Raw genomic sequence first — 21,664 nt, 5'->3', positions numbered from 1 at the left:
TGACGGAACGCCGTACATAGACTAATTCTTCCCCACAAACCGATCCGTCGCCCGGATCAGCCGGTCCAATATCCCTGGCTCGGAATAGGCATGGCCGGCACCCTCGATCAGGTGAAAATCCGCCTTCGGCCAGGCCTTGTGCAGCGCCCAGGCGTAGCGTGCCGGGCACGGCATGTCGTAGCGGCCGTGGACGATGGTGCCGGGAATGTCCTTCAACTTCCAGGCATCGCGCAGCAACTGTCCCTCCTCCAGCCAACCGGCATGGACGAAGTAGTGGTTCTCTATGCGGGCGAAGGCGACGGCGTAGTCGTCCTCACCAAACGGTCCGCTGGTCTCCGGCTCGGGCAAAAGCGTGATCGTCTCGCCTTCCCACAGGCTCCAGGCGCGGGCCGCCTCGATCTGCGCGTTTCTGTCGGACCCCACCAGCCGCTTGCGATAGGCGGCCATCATGTCGCCGCGCTCGGCCTCGGGGATCGGCGCCAGGAAGCGCTCCCACTTGTCGGGAAACATCTCGGAGACGCCGAACTGATAGTACCATTCGAGTTCGGGGCGGGTCAGCGTATATATGCCCCGTACGACGAGCTCACTGACGCGTTGCGGGTGCGTCTCGGCATAGGCGAGCGCCAGCGTCGAACCCCAGGAACCGCCGAAGACCAGCCATTTGTCGAAGCCGGCCATTTCGCGCAGGCGCTCGATATCGGCGACCAGGTGCCATGTGGTGTTGGCCTCCAGCGAGGCATTCGGTGTCGACTTGCCGCAACCGCGCTGGTCGAACAGGATGACGTCGTAGAGATCGGGATCGAACAGCCGCCGATGCTTTGGCGAGATGGTTCCGCCCGGCCCGCCATGCAGGAACACCGCCGGTTTGGCGCCTTTGGTGCCGGAGCGTTCCCAATAGACCTGGTGGCCGTCGCCGACGTCGAGCATACCGCTCTCGAAAGCTTCGATCTCGGGATAAAGCGTGCGCAGTTCAGAGCTCATAGTTGCAAACCTTTGGACGGCCAGTCCGTCGTTTCATGGTCGGGATGCTGGAAGGAGATGATCTCCTCCTGCCTAGCGTAATAGTCTGGATCCTGGTGGACGGGCTGGTCGAAGATCGTCTCCACCCAAGGCAGCCGCCCGGCGTAATTGACCTGGATCTGCGGCGCCAGGTCGGAGCGATCGTCGAAGGCGCCGATGGCGATCTCCAAGCCGCCGGGCTGGCGGTAGGTCAGCGGCGTGCCGCAGCGGGCGCAGAAACCGCGATCGATGTTGACCGAGGACTGGAAATAGCTCGGCTCCTCACGTGTCCATTCGACGCCGTCCTTCGGCGCTGTCACCAGGGCGCCGAAAAAGGAACCGAACTGTTTCTGGCACATGCGACAGTGGCAGATGGACGGGCGTCCAAGCTTGCCCTTGATGCGGAAGCGCACGGCGCCGCACTGGCAGCCGCCGGTTCGAATGGTCTCGCTCATGATGTTTTCTCCGGCGGCCATTGCTCGGTGTCGTGGTCGGGATGCTGGTAGGAGACAAGCTCTGCCAGATAGGGGGCCGAACCCATGTCCGCCATCGTATCCTCGCCCGGCAATTCTGGAATGGAATCGACGTAAGGCAGCTTTGCCTCCGTGCCCCACTGGATGGTCGGCGCGATATCAGCCGGATCGTCGAAGGCCGCAATCGCCAGCGCCATGCCGTCCGGCGCCTCGAACGTCAGCGGCGTTCCGCATTCGGCGCAGAAGCCGCGCCAGGCAGCGTTCGACGAGCGGAAGCGCTTGGGCTCGCCGCGCGTCCAGTCCACCTTGGCGCCGCGCACCGAGACCAGCGGAAGGTAGAAATTGCCGCTCGCCTTCTGGCACATGCGGCAATGGCAGACCGAGGCATCGCCGAGTGCGCCCTCGACGCGAAAGCGCACGGCGCCGCACTGGCAGCCGCCGGTGTAGATCGGCCGGTTGTCGAGGCTCATGGCAGGTCACTCCGCATCATGGCACACGGCCTCGACATTGTTGCCGTCGGGATCGAAGACGAAGGCGCCATAGTAGTCCGCATGATAGTGCGGGCGCAGGCCCGGCCCGCCATTGTCCTTGCCGCCCGCGGCAAGAGCGGCAGCATGGAAAGCATCAACCTCGGCGCGGCTGCGCGCGGTGAAGGCGACGTGCTGGCGGGCCTTTTGCCCCTCCTTGCCTTCCTGGAGCCAGAACACCGGCCGATCGCGGCCGTAGCCACCGACCTTGGCGCCGCCGGTGTATTCCAGCGGCACCATATAGAGCAGCGAGGCGCCAAGCGGCGCCATCGCCTTGTCATAGAAAGCCTTCGAAGCGTCAAAGTCGGCAACGTCGATGCCGAGATGGTCGATCATGGAACGAACTCCTCCGTTGCTGGTTCCGGCACTTCCGCGCCAGCCAGGCCGGCCGCAATCACGATGTGCTGACAGACATTGTCGATATCGCGGATCACGTCATCATTCCAGAAGCGCAGGGCGGTCCAGCCGAGCGCTGTGAGCTTGGCTGTTCGCGCGGCGTCAGACGCCGAGACCTCATGAGAGGCGTGCTGAGAACCATCCAGCTCAACGATCAGCTTCCTGTTAGGGCAAGCAAAATCGACGATGTAGCCCGCTATTGGCATTTGACGTCGAAACGCCAGCCCCATGAGTCGGTGTGCGCGTATCTCATTCCAAAGCTTCAGTTCGGCGTCGGTCATAGCCTTGCGCATCTTGCGCGCATTGCCTCGATTGACAGGAGACACACGATAATGGATCACGGCGAGGCGCCCCCCTCTGTCCTGCCGGACATCTCCCCCTCAAGGGGGGAGATCGGCAGTTTCGCTGACGGTACCCAACCTCCAACGTCAGCGATTGGCGAAAGCCTCGGTGATATCCAATCTCCCCCCTTGAGGGGGAGATGTCCGGCAGGACAGAGGGGGGTGCTTCGCGCCAACCTCTCCATTCCCGCCACAAGAACAGTCGCCCTCACCGCTTTACCTCCCACGTCGTCACACGTTCGCCGGTGACCGGGTCCTTGCCGTCCTTCAACTGCACGCCTTGCGCCAACAACTCGTCGCGGATGCGGTCGGCTTCGGCCCAGTTCTTGGCGGCGATCAATTCCAGGCGCCTGGCGATCGCCTTGGCGACCGCGGCTTCGTCGACCTTGGCCGCCCCCACATCGAAACCCAGGAAGGCAAGCGCACCCTTCAGCGAGGCCGCTGCGGCGTTTTCGCCATCGCCGCCGAAGTCGACCGCCTCGCCGGCCAACTGGGTCAAAACCTGGAAGGCGGCGTAGGTGGCGAGATCATCCGACAACGCCTGCACGACCTCGGCCGGCAATTGCCCGACCGCCGGCGCCAGATCGGCCGCGCGTTTCCACTTGCGCAGCGTGTTCTCCGCTTCCTCGAGCTTGCGCACGGAAAAGTCGATCGGTTCGCGATAATGGGTCATCAGCATAGCCAGCTTGAGCACCTCGCCGGGCCATTTGCGGCCGCCGAACGTTTCGGTCTCCAGCAGCTCGTTGATCGAGTAAAAATTGCCGAGGCTCTTCGACATCTTCTGCCCTTCGACCTGCAGGAAGCCGTTGTGCATCCAGATGTTGGCCATCACATCGGTGCCGTGCGCGCAGCGTGACTGGGCGATCTCGTTCTCGTGGTGCGGGAAGATCAGGTCGAGACCGCCGCCATGAATATCGAAGACCTCGCCCAGATAGGCGGCGGACATGGCCGAGCATTCGATGTGCCAGCCCGGCCGGCCCCTGCCCCACGGGCTCTGCCAGCCCGGCTCCTCCGGGGACGACAACTTCCACAGCACGAAGTCGCCAGGATTTCTCTTGTGCGCGTCGACTGCAACGCGAGCACCGGCCTGCTGCTCGTCGAGATTTCGCTTCGACAACTGGCCGTAGTCGGGCATCGAAGCGGTGTCGAACAGCACTTCGCCTGCGGCAACATAGGCATGGCCGCGTTTGATCAGGCTTTGAATCAAGGTGATCATGTCTGCCTTGCCGTCGGCGCGGGGCTCGACGAACTCGGTGGCGCGCGGCTCGACTGTCGGCTCCAGGCAGCCGAGCGTCGCGACGTCCTTGTGGAATTGGCCCGCGGTCTTCTCCGTCACCCGCCTTATCGCCTCGTTGAGCGACAGTCTGCCGGCTGATATCTCGCTGCCGAAATCCCGCAGTGCGCGTGCGTTGATCTTGTCGTCGACATCCGTGATGTTGCGCACATAGGTGACGTGCGTCTCGCCATAGAGATGGCGCAGCAGCCGGAACAGCACGTCGAAGACGATCACCGGCCTGGCATTGCCGATATGGGCGAAGTCGTAGACGGTCGGACCGCAGACATACATGCGCACGTTCAGCGCGTCGATCGGGACGAAATCCTGCTTCGCGCGCGTCAGCGTGTTGTAGAGGCGCAGGCCCTTCGATGCGTCAGACATTCCATGCCTTTCCGGTTCAGAACTTTTGCCTGGATGAAGCCAGCTCCGCGCCGAGGCGCAAAACGGACTCCAGCCTGCTGGCCGGGGCGTTTGTCCAATCTAGGGAAGATGAGGCGAAAACGTCCGGACCAGCGCGAAGCTAGCCAATAATGCAAATGCCACAAATGGCGAAAGACGTTTTCATAGGCGGCTTTATCGCCTTGGCCAGTGTTGCCGTCAAGTCGCTTATCCCGAGAAAAACGACGCCAGAACTGGCAAATGCGTCGCCCGATCACACGGAATCAGCCACTGAAACATTTTATTAAACATGTCGGCACAGTCATGAAACATACGCCGGCTAGATCAACCTGCGTCACGATTTGGTCGGATTCGGCCGCCAAACGCAGACACGGAAACGTTATCTGGGAAGAGACACATGCCTCGAAGCAAGCAGGAAGCCAACCGCGCCAAGCAACCAGCGCTGGCAAACCATTATCGCGCAATCGGCCCGGCCGCGATCGTCGCCGCCCTGCTCCACACCGCGAAGAAGAAAAAGCCGGTGCAGAAAATCGTATCGCCCCGCGCTGCCTGAAGCAGTGCGCGATCGGCCCAAGGGTCGGACCGAGGCGCCAAACCGCACCTCGAACAGAGTTCCTGCTAAAACAGCGTCATCTGACTGTCGTCCGCGCCGGGTTTCCGGCGCTTGACCTTCTCGGGCTCGGGCCCGATCTCCCCCTTCTCCTGAATCTCCGGCCCGGTGTTGGCGACCTTGTTGACGAGGTCGGAGACCGGAATCGCTTCGAAGAAGTCGCGTTGCGCCGGCCGCAACAGGTCGGCGACGTCGCGCGGCTCAAGTCCGCGGCAATCGAGCCAGCGGGTGAAGTCTTCAGGTGCGATCACCACGGGCATGCGGTCATGGATATGCGCGATGTCGGCATTGGCCTCGACCGTTAGAATGGCGCCGGTGTCCAACTCCGAGCCGCCCGGTTCCGCATAGGTTTCAACCAGCCCGGCAAAGGCGACCAACCCGCCATGCCGCGGCCTGATCCAGTAAGGCTGCCCCTTCCTGCCGCCCGCCTCTCCGGGCCGCGCCTGGCGCCATTCGTAAAAACCTGATGCCGGCACCAGCGCCCGGCGATGGCGCATGGCGGCTTTGAACGAGGCCTTTTCGATCACGCCTTCGGAGCGTGCGTTGAACAGCAGCGGAAATTCGCCGACATCCTTTACCCAGGCGGGGATCAGGCCCCAGCGCACCAGCATCGGCCGGCGGTCCGGCAGGTTGGAACCCGGCGCCCGCGGCGGGCCTGAGATCGCCATCAGCACCGGCTGCGTCGGCGCTATATTGTAGCGCGTAGGAAACTGCTCCACCTCCGCCAGCCCGAGGAAAGCGGCTGTCTGGTCCGGTGTCGCGGTCAAGGCAAAACGTCCGCACATGTCTATTGGTCCTGATGTCCGGTTTCGAAAGTGGCGATGGAACAGCAGCACTGCAACCGTTAAAGCTGTCCGGCGTCGGCCGGTCCACAACAGGCTGCCGTAAATCAGGGCGATCGGATATCCATGGACGAAGTGCGAAAAGTCATTCCCGCGGTCTCGGTCGCCGTTGTGCGCGGCGACGCCGTGCTTCTGGTCAAGCGGGCGCGACAACCCTCGCAAGGGTTCTATGCATTCCCGGGCGGCAAGGTCGAAGCCGGTGAGACGCTGGAACAGGCGGCACGGCGCGAGTTGCTGGAGGAGACGCAATTGCAGGCCGAAAACTACCGACGGCTGCGCGAAATCCTCATCGACGGCACGCTCGACGGGCATCCGGTCGATTACCTGCTGACGGTATTCGGTGCGGCCCATGCCGGCGGCGAGGCCGTGGCCAGCGACGACGCCGAGACCGCCGCCTTCTACACGCTGGCCGAAATGGCTGATCTGCCGCTTGCCGGTTCGGTGCTCGCGGTCGCCGAGGAACTGCTCGGACGGCCGTCGCAAACCCCTGAGCGACCCTGAAATCCGGAATTCGCCCGGCACAATCGCCTTGCAGGCGGCAAATTGTTTGGCCAGATTGACTTATGCGTTGCCTTCCTCTCCTTCTCGCGACATGCCTTGCCGTCAGCCCTGTGGCGGCACGACCGGCGTTCAGCGCCGAGGCACCCTTCGAACCGGGGCTGATGCGGCTGGCGGAGGTTCTGGGGTCGCTGCATTTCCTGCGCAATCTGTGCGGCGAAAAGGGCGACCAGTGGCGCGGCGAGATGCAGAAGCTGCTCGAATCGGAGAACCCGGATCCGCAACGGCGCGCCCGCTTCATCGCCAGCTTCAATCGCGGCTACCGCTCATTCGACGGCACCTACACGCAATGCACCGCGTCGGCGACCGAAGCCATCGGCCGCTACATGAAGGAAGGCGAGACCCTGTCGCGCGACATCGCCTCGCGCTACGGAAACTAGCCCATATCGCCCAAAGTGCCCTCGCAAGAGCGCATCCGGCCTTCATCAACAGATATCCGGTCCATTGGCGGCGACTGCGGGCATATCCAGCTTGTGTCGAGAACTGTCATGGTGCAATCCTTTTGTTGCGCTTATGCAACAGCGTTAATGAAACGTTAGCGCGCGGATGTGGAATTAACTCAAACTGAAGGTTTTCACCCCGCAGGCACGCCTAATCGGCTAAGTTTGACCAGGATTGAATGCAGCTTCGCAAGCGCAACCGGCCTCCTGTAAAGAACGATCAAAAAAATGTCGTATTTACAAAGACTTATTTGCGGCTGCGTGTAAACGGAACAGATCAAGCCTGATCCATCGAAGGATCGCTGCTTGCAAGGGTGGACATCGCTTATGGAACATGGTGTCAACGACATCGACGCGCTGGTCAGGGAAGAAAAGCGCCTGACCGCGGTGGAGAGCCACAGCGAGGCCTGGGCCGAAGGTCTTTCGGCAGGCATAGAACCCGAGATCATCGCCGAAGCGGCGCTTGAAACCGCGTTCGGCGAAATGCTGCGCGCCAACGGCGAGACATCGGCCCTTGCCCTGCTCGACCGCATGCGTGAAAAGGTGATTGCTGGCGCCTTCGAACCCGAACGGCTGCGGCACTGAACCGACGTCCGGTTCTTTGACGGCAAATGCCGCTCGGGCATCATGCCCGGAAGCAGGGAGAAACGGGCAGTGAATTTTTCGATGTCAGGCGAGCCGCGCGGCTTGGTCCTTTGCATCTGTTTCGCCGCGTGCAGTGCCGCGATCCCCTTGGTTGCGTGTCTGACAAGCAGTCCCGCTTATGCGCTGAGCGAGATCAAGCGCGAAGAATTCCCCTCGCCGGCCCAACCGATGGTGGACGACGACGTGTCGCCGCCGGGAAGCACCGTGCCGATACCCGATCCGGTCGGAACGCCATCTTCGACCAGCCAGCCAACCACTCCGGACAAGGCCGAGCCGGTCACCCCGCCGAACGGCGACGGTGCCACCAACAGGCCGCGCGTCGATCCCGACGCGCCCACGCCGGAGGTCGTCTACGACCTCGGCAAGCTGCCTGAACCGGTGCGGCGCATGCATGACCTGATCATCGAAGCCTGCGAGAGCGGCGACGTCGAAAGACTGAGGCCTTTGATCGGCAAGGGCGACGGCATGACCCAATTGTCACTGACCGACATAGATGGCGACGCCATTACCTTCCTCAAGGGGCTCTCCGGCGACCAGGATGGCCAGGAGATTCTTGCCATACTGGAGGAGGTGCTCAATGCCGGCTATGTCCATGTCGATGCCGGGACGCCACAAGAGCTCTATGTCTGGCCGTATTTCTTCGCTCTACCCCTGGACAAGCTCGACGCCAGGCAACGGGTCGAGCTGTTCAAGATCGTCACCGCGAGCGACTTCGACGACATGAAGCAGTTCGGCGCCTACATCTTCTACCGCGTCGGCATCACGCCCGCTGGGCAATGGACGTTTTTCGTCGCAGGGGACTGAAACTCGGACACGCGAGTGCCTATTCGTGCGGATCGTCTCGGCGAATGCCTGCATCGGGCCATAGGCGGATAGCTTCATCCCGAAGAGCCGAGATCGCCTTTGTGGCCATGTCGGGATTCATTTGCAGGACTTCGGCAGCGTTGCGTAGCTCGTCCTGGTCCTGAAGCTTGTTTGCGACCCAGGCAACCTTGTTCTGGATATCAGGGCCGTAGGCGGTCTGCGCCTTGACGCGAGCCTGCGCCGGGATGCGTCCATAGATGCCAATCAAGATCCCAAGATCGATGGCATCGCGATATGCGGTCGCGCGATCCTGACACCGATCGGCATTGGCCAGCAGCTTCTCGGCAAACATGTCCGCTGCAACGAGGACGGGCACCTTTAGATCATTGTCGACATGACCTTGAAGTTGGATGCGCCCTTCGCGGATCACTTCGAATTTGATCGGTTGGCCCTGCAATCTTACGATTGTCCTCAAACCATACTGATCGATCTGGAAATCTCGGACGGCTTCGACGGGTTCGGGGAAAAATGCCCTGATCCCTCGTTGGACCGCATGGGTCCGCAATTCACGATAACCATCGGCATCGGCACACAGGAAATCAACATCCAGGGATCGTCGGTACTCGCCGAATTTCATGACAATCGCCGTCCCACCCCCAAACCAGCATTTGTTCGCGGTCAGGAGATGGTGGTCCATCAAGCCGAGAGCCTCAGCGATGATCCGGTGTTCGGGCTTCTTGAATTCCTTCATGATTTCCGCTCGCGTATGTTCTTGTGAATATTCCAGTTGCGGAGAAATCAGGAAGGAAACGAAACTTCAGCCAGTGGTCAAAAGAATGCCCTGGCCGAATTTTTCCGCCAGGTTCTGGATAAGCAGCCTTTCAGATGTTGTAAGGCGCTCTTGATCGACAAACCGCCAGTTGCGCTCGTAGATGGCGAAAGCTTCCTCGGCAGGAATCGGGCGCGTTGCATCGCGGCTCCAGACGAGTGCGTGTAGCTCCGGAAACTCAGCGGGGACAATCATTGGCGTGATATCTGTGCGCATAACCACTCAATTTAGTAGATCGTGCCTAAGAAATCCAATGATGTGAAATAGCTACGCGGAGGGCGCTTCGGAGAACTCCACTGCCCTGCCCTGGCCCGGCGTCACGATCTCGCCCTCCCACATGATGCGCTGGCCTCGAATGACAGTGCCGACCGGCCAGCCGGTGACTTCCTTGCCGTCATAAGGCGTCCAGCCGGCCTTCGAGCCGGCTTGTGCATTGGTGATGGTCTCGCGCCGCTTCATGTCGACAATTGTGAAATCGGCATCATAGCCGGCGGCGATACGGCCTTTCCTGGCCATGCCGAAGATGCGCTGCGGGCCGTGGCTTGAAAGATCGACGAAGCGCTGCAAGGTCAGCCTGCCGGCGTTGACGTGGTCAAGCATGATCGGCACCAGCGCCTGCACCCCGGTCATGCCCGAGGGCGATGCCGGATATGGTTTTGCTTTTTCGGCCAATGTGTGCGGGGCATGGTCGGAACCGAGTACGTCGACAATGCCTTGCGCGATTCCGTGCCAGACGCCGTCGCGATGGCGCGGGGCACGGACGGGCGGGTTCATCTGGATCAGCGTGCCGAGCCGTTTGTAGTCGTCCGCCGACAGTGTCAAATGGTGCGGTGTCGCCTCGCAGGTGGCGACATCCTTGTGCTGTTCGAGGAACAATATCTCCTCGGCCGTGGAGATGTGCAGGACGTGGATGCGGGCACGGGCGGCCCGCGCGACGCGCACCAGCCGCTCGGTGCAGCGCAAGGCGGCGATCTCGTCGCGCCAGACCGGATGCGATGAAGGATCGCCCCCGATGCGCTCGCCAAGGCGTTCGCGCAGCCGGAACTCGTCTTCCGAATGGAAAGCGGCGCGGCGGCGGGTGTTCCTGAGGATCGAGGCGACGCCTTCATCGTCCTCGACCAGCAGGTCGCCGGTGGACGAGCCCATGAAAACCTTTATCCCGGCCGCGCCCGGCAGGCGCTCGAGCTCGGCGACATCGTTGGCGTTGTCGCGGGTGCCGCCGACCCAGAAGGCGAAGTCGCAGTGCATACGGCCGGTGCCGCGTCGGACCTTGTCGGCAAGCGTTTCTTCGCTGGTGGTCAATGGATTGGTGTTGGGCATTTCGAACACGGCGGTGACGCCACCGAGCACCGCCGCCCGAGATCCAGTCTCCAGATCCTCCTTGTGCTCCAGTCCCGGCTCGCGGAAATGCACCTGGCTGTCGACGACGCCCGGAAGGATATGCAGGCCCCGGCAGTCGATCGTCTCGCCGGCCGAGGCCTGGCGCAGATCGCCGATGGCGGCGATGCGCCCATTCTTCACGCCGACATCGCGTTGCCCCTCGCCGTCATGGTTGACCATCATGCCGCCTGTCAGGATGAGGTCGTAGGTGTTGGCCATGCTGATCGATCTCTTGCGGGGGGAGTGTCAGCGGCTTACGTAATGGCCAACCGTTTTGCAAGATCAGGCTTTTATTCGCCCCATGCCCTTTGCCCTGCTGAAAGACCGCGCGCTCATCTCCATCTCCGGCCCTGATGCCGAACACTTCCTGCAGAACATCCTGACCACCGACCTCGACGCGCTCGGCGCCGGCGAGGCAAAACCGGGCGCGCTTTTGACACCGCAAGGCAAGATCCTGTTTGACTTCCTGATCTCACGGGCCGGCGAAAACGCGTTCCGCCTCGAATGCCGCGCCGACATCGCTGACGATTTCGTACGCCGGCTGATGCTGTACAAGTTGCGCGCCAAGGTCGAGATTGCCAAATCCGAACAGACGCTTGTCTCCATTGCCTGGGGAAATGAGTCAACTCCCTCACAAAAGGATTCAACCGTGCTGGCCGACCGGCGCTTTCGCGATGAAAGCGTCACCCGCTCCTATGGCAGCGCTCAAGAGACTGACGACGGTGCCGCATGGCAGGCCTTGCGCATCGCGCATGGCATTGCCGAGAGCGGCACCGACTACCAGCTCGGCGACGCCTTCCCGCATGACGTGCTGCTCGACGAGACCGGTGGCGTCGGCTTCAGGAAAGGCTGCTATGTCGGCCAGGAGGTCGTCTCGCGCATGCAGCATCGTGGCACGGCAAGGCGGCGGGTGCTGATCGTCAGGGCCGAACGGGCCTTGCCTGAGGCCGGCGCCGAATTGACCGTCGACGGGCGATCGGTGGGCACTCTCGGCTCGAATGCCGGCACGATCGGCCTCGGCATCGCCCGTATCGACAGGGTCAAGACAGCGCTCGACGCCGGCCAGCCGATCCTGGCCGGAGACGTGCCGGTTACGGTTGCCATTCCACCTTTCGCCAAATTCAGCTTTCCCCAGGAAGCCGCCGGCACGGAGGAGGCCTGATGGCGGCCGACCGCATCGGTGCGCCGCCACGCGCCTGGCAGCGCATGCTGTCCGGCCGCCGGCTCGACTTGCTCGACCCCTCACCCCTCGATATCGAGATTTCGGACATCGCCCACGGGCTCGCCCGCGTCGCGCGCTGGAACGGCCAAACCCGCGGCGAGCACGCCTTCTCGGTCGCCCAGCATTCGTTGCTGGTGGAAGCGCTGTTTTGCGACCTGATGCCCGATGCGCCGGCGGACGCCCGGCTTATGGCATTGCTGCACGATGCGCCCGAATATGTCATCGGCGACATGATCTCGCCGTTCAAATCGGTGATGGGCGGCAGTTATAAGGACTGTGAACTGCGCTTGCAGCGCGCCATCCATCTGCGCTTCTCGCTACCGCCGGAACCAGGCGCCGGCCTGCGCAAGGAGATCAAGCGCGCGGACCAGATCGCCGCCTATTTCGAGGCCACGCTGCTCGCCGGCTTTTCGACCGCGGAGGCGACCGAGTTCTTCGGTCGTCCACGCGGCTTCAGTGCCGAGCGCTTCGATTTCACGCCGCGCTCGGTAACCTGGGCACAGAACGCCTTCCTGAAGCGTTTTTCCGCGATCGAGAAGTCGCGGCGCAAGGTAGCTACGGCGGTAGGATAGAAAACGCTAAATTAACCGGAACGGCTGACACTGCGGTGTTCGATCACGTCCGCAGGCGCGCCCATGCCCGTCGGTGACATCAAGGATGGTCCGGCCGTCCCGAAACGGGAGGCCGGAGGCATGGACCGCTCGCGCCGCATGGAAGACGAGCTGCGTGCGCAGAACGAACGCTTTTCAGCTGCCGTCGAGAACATGTCGCATGGTCTTTGCATGTTCGACGCCGACGAGCGCATGATCATCTGCAACGGCAACTATATCAACATCTTCTGCCTCGACGCCAACGTGGCGCAGCCGGGGATCCGTTTCATCGACATCCTGCGGCACAGCGTCGATGTCGGCATCGCCTCGCAAAGCGCCGAAGAACTTTACGCCATCCGCAAGCCCTATATCGATGGAGCGAAACCCTCGACCTATGAGGAGGCGCTCTCTGATGGACGCATCATCAGCATCTCGCACCGGCCATTGGCATCGGGCGGCTGGGTTTCGATCTACGAAGACATCACCGAACAACGGCGCGCCGAACAGGATCTCAAGGAACAGCATCGCCGCTTCGACGCGGCGCTCGCGAACATGTCGCAGGGCCTGCTGATGTATGACGCCGGCGGCAGGCTGATCGTGCGCAATCAGCGCATCCTGGAGCTTTATGGTGTGACCGAGGCGGATCTGCCGCTCGGCACGACTCACCGCGAACTCCTTGAACGGCTGGTGCGCCTTGGCGTCTATGCGCCCATAGATGTCGAGGACGAGGTTTCGAGGACCGAGGCTCGCGTGCTGGCCGGCCAGACGCGGTCGACCCCCCGCCGGCTCGCCGACGGACGAACGCTGATGGTTGCCCGCCGGCCGATGAGCGGCGGCGGCTGGGTCGCCACTTTCGATGACGTGACCGAGAGCAGGCTTGCCGAGGAGCGCATGACCCATCTTGCGCATCACGACGTGCTGACCGGGTTGCCCAATCGCTCGGTGTTTCGCGACCGGCTCGACCGGGCACTGGAGGATGCGGCCGCGGGACCGCTGGCAATCTTCTCGCTCGACCTCGACCGCTTCAAGGTCGTCAACGATACGCTGGGACATCCGGCTGGCGACCGGCTGCTGAAAGGCGTGGCCGCAAGACTGCTGCGCTGCGTGGACAACGACGCAGATATCGTCGCCCGTTTTGGCGGCGACGAGTTCGTGATCGTCCAATTCAACGTCGAGGGCCTGGCGAGCGCGGAAAAACTGGCGAAACGCATTGTCGAGGCCATCGCCAAACCATTTCACGACAAGAGCCGGGACATGCATGTTGGCGTCAGCGTTGGCATCGCGCTTTCTCCCGGCGATGGCAGGGACGCCGATACATTGCTGACAAACGCCGACATGGCGCTCTACCGGGCAAAAAGCGAAGGGCGCAACCTGTACCGTTTCTTCGAGCCCGGCATGGATGCCACGGTGCGCGCGCGCCGGGCGCTCGAAGCCGATCTCGATACGGCGCTGCCGAGCCGGGAATTCGATCTCGATTTCCAACCGATCATGGCCATAGCTTCGGGCGAGATTGTCGGCGCCGAGGCCCTGATGCGCTGGCATTCGCCGTCGCGCGGCACTGTGGCGCCGGACGAATTCATTCCGGTCGCCGAGGAAACCGGGCTGATCGTGCCGCTTGGCGAATGGGCGCTGCGAAAGGCCTGTGCGACGGCGGCAGCCTGGCCACCTGGCCTGCGCATTGCGGTCAATGTCTCCGCCGTGCAGCTCAAAAGCGGCGGCTTTGCTCGCAGCGTCATCTCCGCCCTGGCCTTTTCGGGCGTGCCGGCCAGACGACTGGAACTGGAGATCACCGAAACCGTGCTGATGGACGAGAGCAAAGCCGTCCTGAAGACGCTGCGACAGTTGCGTGAACTCGGCATCCGCATCGCGCTCGACGACTTTGGCACCGGCTATTCCTCACTCGGCTATCTCAGGCGCTTTCCCGTCGACAAGATCAAGATCGATCGTTCCTTCATCTCCGATATCGGCAATCTCGACACCGCAGCGATCGTGCGCACCATCATCGGACTGGGCGCCGAACTGGGCATCACCGTCACCGCCGAAGGCGTAGAAACCGAAGCACAGCTCGACATGCTGCGCCGAAACGGCTGCGTGGAGGCGCAAGGCTATCTGATCGGCGTGCCGTCAAAGGCGGCGGAGATTCAGCACCTGTTGAAATCGAGCGCGGTGCGCAGCCAGACCGGCTGACGCCATAAATCAGCGCAGCGTCTCGATGTATTTTTCATGGAAGCCGATATAACCCGGCTCGACAACCTTCAGATGCCGCTCGATCAGCGCATGAAACTCCGGCAACCGGTGGAAGGGCACGCCCGGATAGGCGTGATGCTCGGCATGGAAGGGCATGTTCCAGGCAAGCTTGCGCACAGCCCAGTTGGTCAGCGTCGTCCTGGTATTCTCCAGCATGTTTGCGACGAAGGGGCAGCGGCCATGCTCGGCCAGCAGATAGAGCCGCAGGAACGGCTGGCCGAGCAGCGCGGGAAAGATCCAGACATGGAGCAGCACCGTCGCCTTGAACCACAGCGCGAGCATCAGCACGACGGCGTAGAAGGCAATCATCGCGCGCGCCTCGGCGCGTACCTTCGGACGCCCCTTGGGGGGCACGTAGCTGTCCTGGCAACGTCCCACGGCATTGGCGTAGAGCGTCTTCAAATGCCCCAACCACACTGGAAGTCCGGCAACGTGGACCAGGTACTGCCGCCAGGTTTCCGGCTTCGGGAAAGCCAGCTCCGGATCGCGTTCGGGATCCTGTGTGAAACGGTGATGGGCGAAATGGAAATAGCGGAACCAGTCGGCCGGCAGCGCGATCGCCAGGCTGCAGACACGCGCGACTGCGTCGTTCAGCCATTGCCTTTCGAAAGCCGTGCGATGCACCGTCTCATGCAGCAGCGTGAACAGGAACACGATCAGTATGCCTTGCGGCAGCATCAGCAGCGGCCAGAACGGCACCTTGGCGGCGATCAACGATCCGAGGAGCAGGATCGCGCCGAGGTGGAAAGCGAGCTGAACAAGGCCGGGCCCATCCGACTTGCCGGTTAGCCGGCTGCGCTCCTCATTCGTCAGCGAGGCGATCACGTCACGATGATCCATAGGGGCATCCCGGCTGATTGAATTCATTCGGTCAGCATACCCCAGCAAGAAACCTTTCTAACAACGAGGATTTCTGCAATATAGATAAGCTGAACTTATCTTTTTGGTCACCGCCATGGTTGCAATGCCATCGTTGCGAGGTCTTCAGGCCTTCGAGGCGGCGGCGCGCACCGGCAGCTTCGCCGCGGCGGCGGAAGAGCTTTCGGTCTCGGCCGCCGCAGTCAGCCAGCTCATCCGCATGGTCGAGGAGCAAGTCGGCCGCAAGCTCTTCCACCGCGCCAACCGGCGTGTCGTCCTGAGCGAGGCTGGCGTCGAGATGCTGCCTCGATTGACCATGGCCTTCCAGGAAATCGGCAGCGTCTCGCGCCAGCTTGCAGGCGATGCGTTCCGCCCGCGGCTCGTCGTCTCGGTCCCGCCGTCCATGGCCATGGGCTGGCTTTCCGAGCGCCTTGCCGGCTTCATCGCCATCCACGGTGCCGTCGACATATCTCTCAGGGGCGATGACGACCCGGTGTCGTTCGACCGCGACCTGATCGACCTCAGGCTCTCCTACGGTCCGCACTATCGTGAGCACCCGATCGAGGACATTGTCCAGGACGCGGTCTATCCCGTCTGCGCGCCAAAGCTCGCCAGCGTGCTGGAGGCGGATGGCGGTCCGCTCGCCGGGCTGCCCCTGATCCACACCGACTGGGGACCGACCGGCGCATCCTTTCCCTCATGGCGCAGTTGGTTCGAGGCGGCCGGCATAGCGCCTGGGCGCGGCATTCAGCGCGGCCTGTCGGCAAACTCCTCGCGCGCGGCGCTCGACCTCGCCATTTCGGGACTGGGCGTGGCGCTGGCGCAAGGGATCTATTGCGCCGAGGCCGTGGAGGACGGCCGGCTGGTCCGGCCTGTCGCCAAGGCGATTGCGCTGCGCCAGCCCTATTGCCTGACAATTCCGCAGCGGAGCGCAAGAAGGGACGTCGTGGCGGCGTTCCGTGACTGGCTGGTCGATGAATGCCAGCGCGTGGTGAACTCGCCGGCGCTCCGCTGAGCCAGCAAGCGGCGATGGTCAGAGGTGCCCGCTCAATGCCTCGACCATGTCCTTGTTCGCCGCCACGGGCACGATCTCGAACTCCACCAGATCCGCCCACTCGATCACCCAGCGCTGCAGCAGCGTGACGTCGTCGGTCTCCACCAGCAGGAAACAGCGGCTCATGTCCGCCGCGATCCAGCTATGGTGCACCAGAAGCTCCTCGGGCTTCAGGCGACCGTAATCGCGGAAGCGGCGGTAGATCTCCTTGCGGTCGCAGCCGCGAAAATCCTCGGTCACCAAAAACAGCATCTCTGCCCCCGATTGGATGATTATCGGCCCGGCCGCTCCAAACGTTCCAGGAACCATTGCGTCAGCCGTACCCAGACCTCGTCCTTCTCGCCGGAGTCCTCCCAGCCATGATCGAGGTTGGGATTGTCGTTGACCTCGATGACGAAGACGCCGTCCTTGGTCTCCTTGAGGTCGACGCCGTAGAGGCCGTCGCCGATGCAGCGCGCCGCCTTGACTGCCGTCTCGACGACATGGGGCGGCGTCTCCTTCAGCGTGAAGGTCTTGATGCCGCCCTGGTCGGGCTTGCCGCTGGCCTTGTGGTTGACGATCTGCCAGTGCTTCTTGGCCATTAGGTAATGTACGGCAAACAGCGGTTGGCCGCCGAGCACGCCGACACGCCAGTCATATTCGGTCGGGATGAATTTCTGCGCGATCAGAAGATCGGAATCCTCCAGCCATTCGGTGGCGAGTGTCTTCAATTCCTCGAAATTGGCGCATTTCTTGACGCCGCGCGAGAAGGAGGAATCCGGGATCTTCAGCACCAGCGGAAAACCCAGCGTCTGCGCCGCGAGTTCAAGGTCGGAAGTGCCGGCTATCATCACGGTCGGCGGAACCGGCACCTTGTTGTAGGCCATCAGCTCGTTGAGATAGACCTTGTTGGTGCAGCGGATCATCGACAGCGGGTCGTCGATGACCGGCATGCCTTCCTGCTGGGCGCGGCGCGCGAAACGATAGGTATGGTTGGAGATCGAGGTGGTCTCGCGGATGAACAGCGCGTCGTAATTGGCGAGCTTGGCGAGGTCCCTCTTGGTGATCGGCTCGATTTCGACGCCCATCTTTTCGGCGATCCTGGCCCAGTAGCGCAGCGAGGAGATTTCCGAGGGCGGCAATTCCTCATGCGGATCGACCAGCGTGGCGAAAGTGTAGCGCGCCGGCGTGCGGCCCTTGGTGTCGCGCCATTCGCGATTGGTATAGGTGTCCAGGCATTGCAGGAAGAAGCTCTCCTCCTCCTCGGTCATGCGCGCCAGGGGATGAAAGCCGATCTTGCGGATCGAAGCCCATTCGGCACTATCCTTGATGTGGACCTCGAGCGCCGGCGCGCGGAACCAGTCGAACAGGAGCTTGGCGAATCGGTCCCACACCTTGGACGGGCCAATGCCGAAGAAGATGCAGACCTTCGCAGGAAAAGCGCCGCCAAGATCCTTGCGGCACTTGTTGAGCGCCAGCTCCAGTTCGGGCAGCGCATGTTCGTAAAGCTTGCGCTCCGACAGATCGATCATGGTTTCGACGGTCGGGATGACCTTGTGACCGCGCGAACCCGCCAGCAGCGAGGCATAATAGCCGCGGCTCTGGTAGCCGTAATTGTTCGACAGGTTGATGACCTTGGGACGCTGGCCGCGAAACAGCGCCGGATGCGCGAGATAGTCGCGGTTGGTGATAATCTTGTGCGGTGTCGCCACCTGGTCGAGATCGCTCTGCCGGCCAGTTAAGATAACCCAGGTCATTGTTATCAGCGCTTCCCCAGAGTGATGGCGGCGCGCAGTCCGTCGCGGCCGAACTGCGCCATGTTCATAAAGATGCCGTAAGGCACGGGAATGTTGGCGGCATCAAGGATGGTCTCCTGCCTCTCGTCCTCAACCCAGGGATCGTGGATCAGGATATGGTCACCGTCGTCGCCGATGGCCAACACCCAGTGCGGCACCTTCTTGCCGAACATCAGGAAGCCGCTGATCAGCACCAGCACCAATTTTCCTTTCGCGATCGCGGCGCGAATGTCGTCGATGGTGAATGAACGGTAATTCACCGGGATGCCGTAAAGTTCCGCGCGTCGGCGAAAGTCGACCTGGGCCAGTTCCATCACCCGGCGCTTGTCCGCGCTGCGCACCGACTGGAGGAACAACGCGCCGTAGAACGACACGTAAATCTCGGCCGCAAGGCCGCTCTCATAGCCGGCGACCGCGAGGCCGAACGGCTCGCAGCCACCCGGGCCCGACATCATGAAGACGGTCGTCGCTTCGCGCCAAAGACGAATTTCCCTGACCGGGTCCGGTACGAAGTCGTGATCGAAATTGCCCATGGCCATCATCAGGCAGCAGGGACCGCAAGTGAATTCGCAGGTCTGCTGGTAGAACGGCACGCTGGTGGCGGCCGGAAGTTCGCCGCGCAAGGTCTTCTCGTAGCGCAGCGCCGTGGCGCCGTCCTCGTAGTAATCGGGTTCGCGGCCGATCTTGCGGTAGCCGGCCCGCTCGTAGATGCTGATGGCGCGGGCATTATCCTCCCGCACTTCTAGGCGCAGCATCATGCGATCGTGTTCGAAGGCCGCCTCCTCCGCCGCCACTAGCAACCGGCGGCCGATGCCGAGGGCGCCAAAAAAGGGACTGGTGGCGATCGAATAAAGGCGCGCCACGCCGCTGCCCTTGCGAAACAGCACAATCGCATAACCGGCGACGCGGCCATCTCTTTCGGCGACCAGCGTCTCGGCGGTCTCGCGCTCGATGAACTGTCGGAAGGAGCGACGGGAAATGCGGTCGCTGGAGAAAACAGCTTTCTCGATGGCGGCGAGATCATCGACGTCAGTCGCGCGGGCCGTGCGAATCTCGGCAGGCATGCGGGCTTGGAAAACCTCGATTGGGTTGTGATGAAGGCCCTATTCGAAACGTCCAGACACCAGCCCAAAACGGCAGCGCCCATCCAGCGCTATCGCACCTCGATTAGGGCCGAATTGTGACAGATTGGCGCCAGCCCGGGAGGACAAAGGCTTTGAACCAGGTCACCGTTTTCGAGTAGGCGGCGGCGCCAAAAAACGATGCTGTTCAACTCGCCAGGCCGGCCAGAAGCTGGCTGTAGGCGCTCTTGGCCACGATGGCCAATTGCTCGCGCGGCACTGAGCCGACGACAGCGCAGCCATAGCCCTTGTCCAGCCAGTAGACGGCCTGCGGGCCGGCTTGCGCCGAAGCGTAGGTCCCCCTGGCGTTCTCCACCGATTCGGCCGTTACAAAGAGCGATATGCGCTCGCCCTTGTCGTCTTCATAGAGCAGCATTGCCGCCTTGCTCTCGCCAGCCGGCAGCAACCTGCCACCGACCAGTTGGAACCCGCTGCCGGTCAAGTCCGGCGCAACCAGCTTCAATCCGACCCGGTTGGACAGCCAGGTCAGCAGATGATCCTTGTCGCTTGCCGGCACTTCCACCGCATGCCGCTTCTCGGCGGCATAGATGACATGCGCGGCGATCGCCTGCTCGGCCAACTGATCCTCGGCCTGATCTTCCCGGCCAATACCGTCGCTGCCGGCAAAGTAGCCGCCAAGCCCGCCCGCGGCCAGTAGACCGGCAGCGGCGGCGGCAAGCCACCAGCGCGAGCGTGGCATTGGCGTCCTGGCTGGCGTCTCGCCAAGCACCACCTTGCGCAACCGCACCGGCACCGGCTCGTCGATCACGCCAGCGAAGGCATCTCGCAATGCCGTCCTGTCGGCGATGAAACGGGCGCTTTTCGCCTTCATCTCGGGAGTGGCGTCGAGCCATGCGTCATAGGCGGCGCGCTCATCGGCCGGCAACTCGCCGTCGAGTGCCATGTGGATGTCGCGTTCGGAGAAATCGCGGCGGATCATTTCTAGACGATCCTTATCGAACGGCGGCGTGCCGTGTCGTCCAGCAGTCCGCGCAACTCCTCGCGCCCGCGCGCGATGCGCGACATCAGCGTTCCCGCCGGCACTCCCAGGATGTTGGCGGCCTCGGCATAGGAAAAGCCTTCGATCGCGACCATGACGAGTGCGGCACGGCGGTCGGGGCTGATCGCCTGCAATGCGTCGACGATCTCGCGCGAGGCGATGCTTTCCACCTGCTCGGCCGGCTGTGCAACCGCCTCGCCCGCTTCCAGCGACAGCATCGCGGCTTCGCCGCGCCGGTTCACTTTGCGCATCTGGTCAATGAACAAATGATGCATGATCGTAAACAGCCACCTCCTGGGGCTTTCTCCCGTCTGCCAGTTGTCGAGCCGCATGAGGGCCCGTTCGAGACAGTCCTGGACGAGATCGTCGGCGGCGTCGCGGTCGCGCAACAACGAGCGTGCGTAGCGGCGCAGGCGCGGTATTTCGCCGAGGATTGCTGCCTTCTTTTCGTCCATGACCGCTGGTTTCGGAATTGCCCTATTCATCAGATTGAACGCGCCTTCGCGGCGCGACGCAAGCAGCCAGTGCGAAGCGGTCCACCGCCCCGGTCACCCAAGCAATGATGTAACGATGGAAGCGGCGGGTTTATTCCCGCAATCAATAGGAGGCCAACTACGCCAAATCGGTCTTGAGAAAGTCATTGCCTTTAAAGAGCAACGGAACATCAAGAGCCTTGGCGCAGGCGTAGGAAAAGCAATCACCAAAATTAAGGTCAGCCGGATGACCGACCGCTTTGCCGTACCGGATGCTGGCATCAATGGCGCGCCCCCCGATATCCTCGTTGATGGCTACATTGCGAGCGTCGATCTCAACAATGAACGCATCGACCAGATCGCGCGCCGCAGACAGCATTTCGGGAGTCGGCTTTTTGGCACCGGCATTCACTCGCCCGAGGGCAAGCGTAGCTTCGAGCCGAACAAGCGCTGAAATGTACAGCTGACCGTCGACGTCGGCGATCCGCTTCAGCAATTCCTCCCAACCCGATTCCTTGGCGAGAATTGCAACGACAACCGATGCGTCGACAAACATCAGTCTTCCCACATCTCGTCCATGAATGCCTTGATGTCGAAGGTGGTGTCGGACGGCCCCAACGCCGCTGCTTGCGCTTGAAGAACGGCAATCCTCTCCCGCAGCGGTTTGCGGGCGCGGCTTCGTTCAAGTTCGTGCAAAAGCGCGGTTCGCACGGCTTCCGTTTTGCTCGGCGCATTCGTCTCGCGCTGCAATTTCGTCGCCAGAGCATCTACCTCATCGTCGCGGATATAGAGCGGCATTTGAATA

27 protein-coding genes are annotated in these 21,664 nt (G+C 62.4%); 9 read left to right on the top strand and 18 right to left on the bottom strand.

Annotated elements, in window-relative coordinates:
* Positions 1 to 21: 21 nt before the first annotated feature.
* The 6 genes from pip to cysS form a co-directional block, all read right to left on the bottom strand.
* Positions 22 to 981, bottom strand: a complete 960-nt coding sequence (gene pip, locus FJ867_RS25090; RefSeq protein ID WP_140818858.1) for a prolyl aminopeptidase — start codon at positions 979 to 981, stop codon at positions 22 to 24.
* Entirely contained in the window at positions 978 to 1,454 is a 477-nt protein-coding gene (locus tag FJ867_RS25085) for a GFA family protein (RefSeq protein ID WP_140520673.1), read from the bottom strand. Before FJ867_RS25085 ends, pip begins: the two co-directional genes overlap by 4 nt.
* Entirely contained in the window at positions 1,451 to 1,942 is a 492-nt protein-coding gene (locus FJ867_RS25080) for a GFA family protein (protein ID WP_140818856.1), read from the bottom strand. The genes FJ867_RS25085 and FJ867_RS25080 overlap by 4 nt, the downstream gene beginning before the upstream one ends.
* A gap of 6 nt (positions 1,943 to 1,948) precedes the next feature.
* Positions 1,949 to 2,335, bottom strand: a complete 387-nt coding sequence (locus FJ867_RS25075) for a VOC family protein (protein WP_140555781.1) — start codon at positions 2,333 to 2,335, stop codon at positions 1,949 to 1,951.
* Entirely contained in the window at positions 2,332 to 2,688 is a 357-nt protein-coding gene (locus FJ867_RS25070) for an endonuclease domain-containing protein (protein ID WP_140818891.1), read from the bottom strand. Before FJ867_RS25070 ends, FJ867_RS25075 begins: the two co-directional genes overlap by 4 nt.
* Positions 2,689 to 2,944: 256 nt before the next feature.
* Positions 2,945 to 4,393 (bottom strand): cysteine--tRNA ligase, encoded by a 1,449-nt coding sequence (gene cysS, locus FJ867_RS25060; RefSeq protein WP_140818854.1) that lies wholly within the window; start codon positions 4,391 to 4,393, stop codon positions 2,945 to 2,947.
* Positions 4,394 to 4,808: 415 nt separating this feature from the next.
* Between cysS and FJ867_RS25055 the strand changes: the two genes are divergently transcribed.
* Positions 4,809 to 4,964, top strand: a complete 156-nt coding sequence (locus tag FJ867_RS25055) for a hypothetical protein (RefSeq protein ID WP_140494544.1) — start codon at positions 4,809 to 4,811, stop codon at positions 4,962 to 4,964.
* Between the two features lie 65 nt (positions 4,965 to 5,029).
* Here FJ867_RS25055 and FJ867_RS25050 read toward each other — a convergent pair whose 3' ends face one another.
* A complete protein-coding gene (locus tag FJ867_RS25050) occupies positions 5,030 to 5,806 on the bottom strand; it encodes an SOS response-associated peptidase (protein ID WP_140494546.1) in 777 nt (258 codons plus the stop codon).
* Between the two features lie 123 nt (positions 5,807 to 5,929).
* Here FJ867_RS25050 and FJ867_RS25045 point away from each other — a divergent pair, with 123 nt between their 5' ends.
* The 4 genes from FJ867_RS25045 (at position 5,930) to FJ867_RS25030 (ending at position 8,310) form a co-directional block, all read left to right on the top strand.
* The gene (locus FJ867_RS25045) at positions 5,930 to 6,364 is read left to right on the top strand and encodes an NUDIX domain-containing protein (protein WP_140494548.1); all 435 of its coding nucleotides are present in this window, start codon (positions 5,930 to 5,932) and stop codon (positions 6,362 to 6,364) included.
* A 62-nt stretch (positions 6,365 to 6,426) separates the two neighbouring features.
* Entirely contained in the window at positions 6,427 to 6,801 is a 375-nt protein-coding gene (locus FJ867_RS25040; RefSeq protein ID WP_140559466.1) for a TIGR02301 family protein, read from the top strand.
* Between the two features lie 387 nt (positions 6,802 to 7,188).
* Positions 7,189 to 7,446, top strand: a complete 258-nt coding sequence (locus tag FJ867_RS25035) for a hypothetical protein (protein WP_008874920.1) — start codon at positions 7,189 to 7,191, stop codon at positions 7,444 to 7,446.
* Between the two features lie 69 nt (positions 7,447 to 7,515).
* A complete protein-coding gene (locus tag FJ867_RS25030; protein WP_181168440.1) occupies positions 7,516 to 8,310 on the top strand; it encodes a hypothetical protein in 795 nt (264 codons plus the stop codon).
* 19 nt (positions 8,311 to 8,329) lie between these two features.
* Here the strand turns inward: FJ867_RS25030 and FJ867_RS25025 are convergent, their stop codons facing one another.
* The 3 genes from FJ867_RS25025 to FJ867_RS25015 all read right to left on the bottom strand — a co-directional run bounded on the left by FJ867_RS25025 (position 8,330) and on the right by FJ867_RS25015 (position 10,738).
* Positions 8,330 to 9,061 (bottom strand): nucleotidyl transferase AbiEii/AbiGii toxin family protein, encoded by a 732-nt coding sequence (locus tag FJ867_RS25025; RefSeq protein ID WP_140633375.1) that lies wholly within the window; start codon positions 9,059 to 9,061, stop codon positions 8,330 to 8,332.
* A gap of 66 nt (positions 9,062 to 9,127) precedes the next feature.
* Complete coding sequence (locus FJ867_RS25020) at positions 9,128 to 9,355, bottom strand: hypothetical protein (protein ID WP_140580909.1); 228 nt, start codon at positions 9,353 to 9,355, stop codon at positions 9,128 to 9,130.
* A gap of 51 nt (positions 9,356 to 9,406) precedes the next feature.
* Complete coding sequence (locus FJ867_RS25015) at positions 9,407 to 10,738, bottom strand: dihydroorotase (RefSeq protein WP_140818852.1); 1,332 nt, start codon at positions 10,736 to 10,738, stop codon at positions 9,407 to 9,409.
* Between the two features lie 82 nt (positions 10,739 to 10,820).
* Between FJ867_RS25015 and FJ867_RS25010 the strand changes: the two genes are divergently transcribed.
* The 3 genes from FJ867_RS25010 (at position 10,821) to FJ867_RS25000 (ending at position 14,518) form a co-directional block, all read left to right on the top strand.
* Positions 10,821 to 11,681, top strand: coding sequence for a folate-binding protein YgfZ (locus tag FJ867_RS25010; RefSeq protein ID WP_140818850.1), 861 nt, complete (start codon positions 10,821 to 10,823; stop codon positions 11,679 to 11,681).
* Positions 11,681 to 12,313: an HD family hydrolase gene (locus FJ867_RS25005; protein ID WP_140517817.1), complete on the top strand. Its 633-nt coding sequence runs from the start codon at positions 11,681 to 11,683 to the stop codon at positions 12,311 to 12,313. The genes FJ867_RS25010 and FJ867_RS25005 overlap by 1 nt, the downstream gene beginning before the upstream one ends.
* 63 nt (positions 12,314 to 12,376) lie before the next feature.
* A complete protein-coding gene (locus FJ867_RS25000) occupies positions 12,377 to 14,518 on the top strand; it encodes an EAL domain-containing protein (protein ID WP_140580898.1) in 2,142 nt (713 codons plus the stop codon).
* A 9-nt stretch (positions 14,519 to 14,527) separates the two neighbouring features.
* On the opposite strand, the gene FJ867_RS24995 is transcribed toward FJ867_RS25000, so the two are convergent.
* Entirely contained in the window at positions 14,528 to 15,418 is an 891-nt protein-coding gene (locus FJ867_RS24995; protein WP_140517815.1) for a fatty acid desaturase family protein, read from the bottom strand.
* A 115-nt stretch (positions 15,419 to 15,533) separates the two neighbouring features.
* On the opposite strand from FJ867_RS24995, the gene FJ867_RS24990 reads away from it, so the two are divergent.
* Positions 15,534 to 16,451: a LysR substrate-binding domain-containing protein gene (locus FJ867_RS24990; RefSeq protein ID WP_140818848.1), complete on the top strand. Its 918-nt coding sequence runs from the start codon at positions 15,534 to 15,536 to the stop codon at positions 16,449 to 16,451.
* Between the two features lie 18 nt (positions 16,452 to 16,469).
* Here FJ867_RS24990 and FJ867_RS24985 read toward each other — a convergent pair whose 3' ends face one another.
* The 7 genes from FJ867_RS24985 to FJ867_RS24955 form a co-directional block, all read right to left on the bottom strand.
* Positions 16,470 to 16,742: a DUF3303 family protein gene (locus FJ867_RS24985; RefSeq protein ID WP_140517813.1), complete on the bottom strand. Its 273-nt coding sequence runs from the start codon at positions 16,740 to 16,742 to the stop codon at positions 16,470 to 16,472.
* A 20-nt stretch (positions 16,743 to 16,762) separates the two neighbouring features.
* Positions 16,763 to 18,226, bottom strand: a complete 1,464-nt coding sequence (locus FJ867_RS24980; RefSeq protein ID WP_140494569.1) for a RimK family protein — start codon at positions 18,224 to 18,226, stop codon at positions 16,763 to 16,765.
* Between the two features lie 5 nt (positions 18,227 to 18,231).
* Positions 18,232 to 19,329, bottom strand: a complete 1,098-nt coding sequence (locus FJ867_RS24975) for a GNAT family N-acetyltransferase/peptidase C39 family protein (RefSeq protein WP_140494571.1) — start codon at positions 19,327 to 19,329, stop codon at positions 18,232 to 18,234.
* A 205-nt stretch (positions 19,330 to 19,534) separates the two neighbouring features.
* Positions 19,535 to 20,326: an anti-sigma factor gene (locus FJ867_RS24970; RefSeq protein ID WP_140517812.1), complete on the bottom strand. Its 792-nt coding sequence runs from the start codon at positions 20,324 to 20,326 to the stop codon at positions 19,535 to 19,537.
* Positions 20,327 to 20,328: 2 nt separating this feature from the next.
* A complete protein-coding gene (locus FJ867_RS24965; RefSeq protein ID WP_140494575.1) occupies positions 20,329 to 20,841 on the bottom strand; it encodes an RNA polymerase sigma factor in 513 nt (170 codons plus the stop codon).
* Between the two features lie 157 nt (positions 20,842 to 20,998).
* Positions 20,999 to 21,415: a type II toxin-antitoxin system VapC family toxin gene (locus tag FJ867_RS24960; RefSeq protein WP_140494577.1), complete on the bottom strand. Its 417-nt coding sequence runs from the start codon at positions 21,413 to 21,415 to the stop codon at positions 20,999 to 21,001.
* Entirely contained in the window at positions 21,415 to 21,657 is a 243-nt protein-coding gene (locus tag FJ867_RS24955; RefSeq protein WP_140494579.1) for a type II toxin-antitoxin system VapB family antitoxin, read from the bottom strand. The genes FJ867_RS24960 and FJ867_RS24955 overlap by 1 nt, the downstream gene beginning before the upstream one ends.
* Positions 21,658 to 21,664 lie beyond the last annotated feature (7 nt).

This window comes from Mesorhizobium sp. B2-5-3 (assembly GCF_006441005.1).
GTDB lineage: Bacteria > Pseudomonadota > Alphaproteobacteria > Rhizobiales > Rhizobiaceae > Mesorhizobium.
Note: the sequence above shows the minus strand (reverse complement) of the source record. Positions and strands in the feature narration are given on the sequence as shown.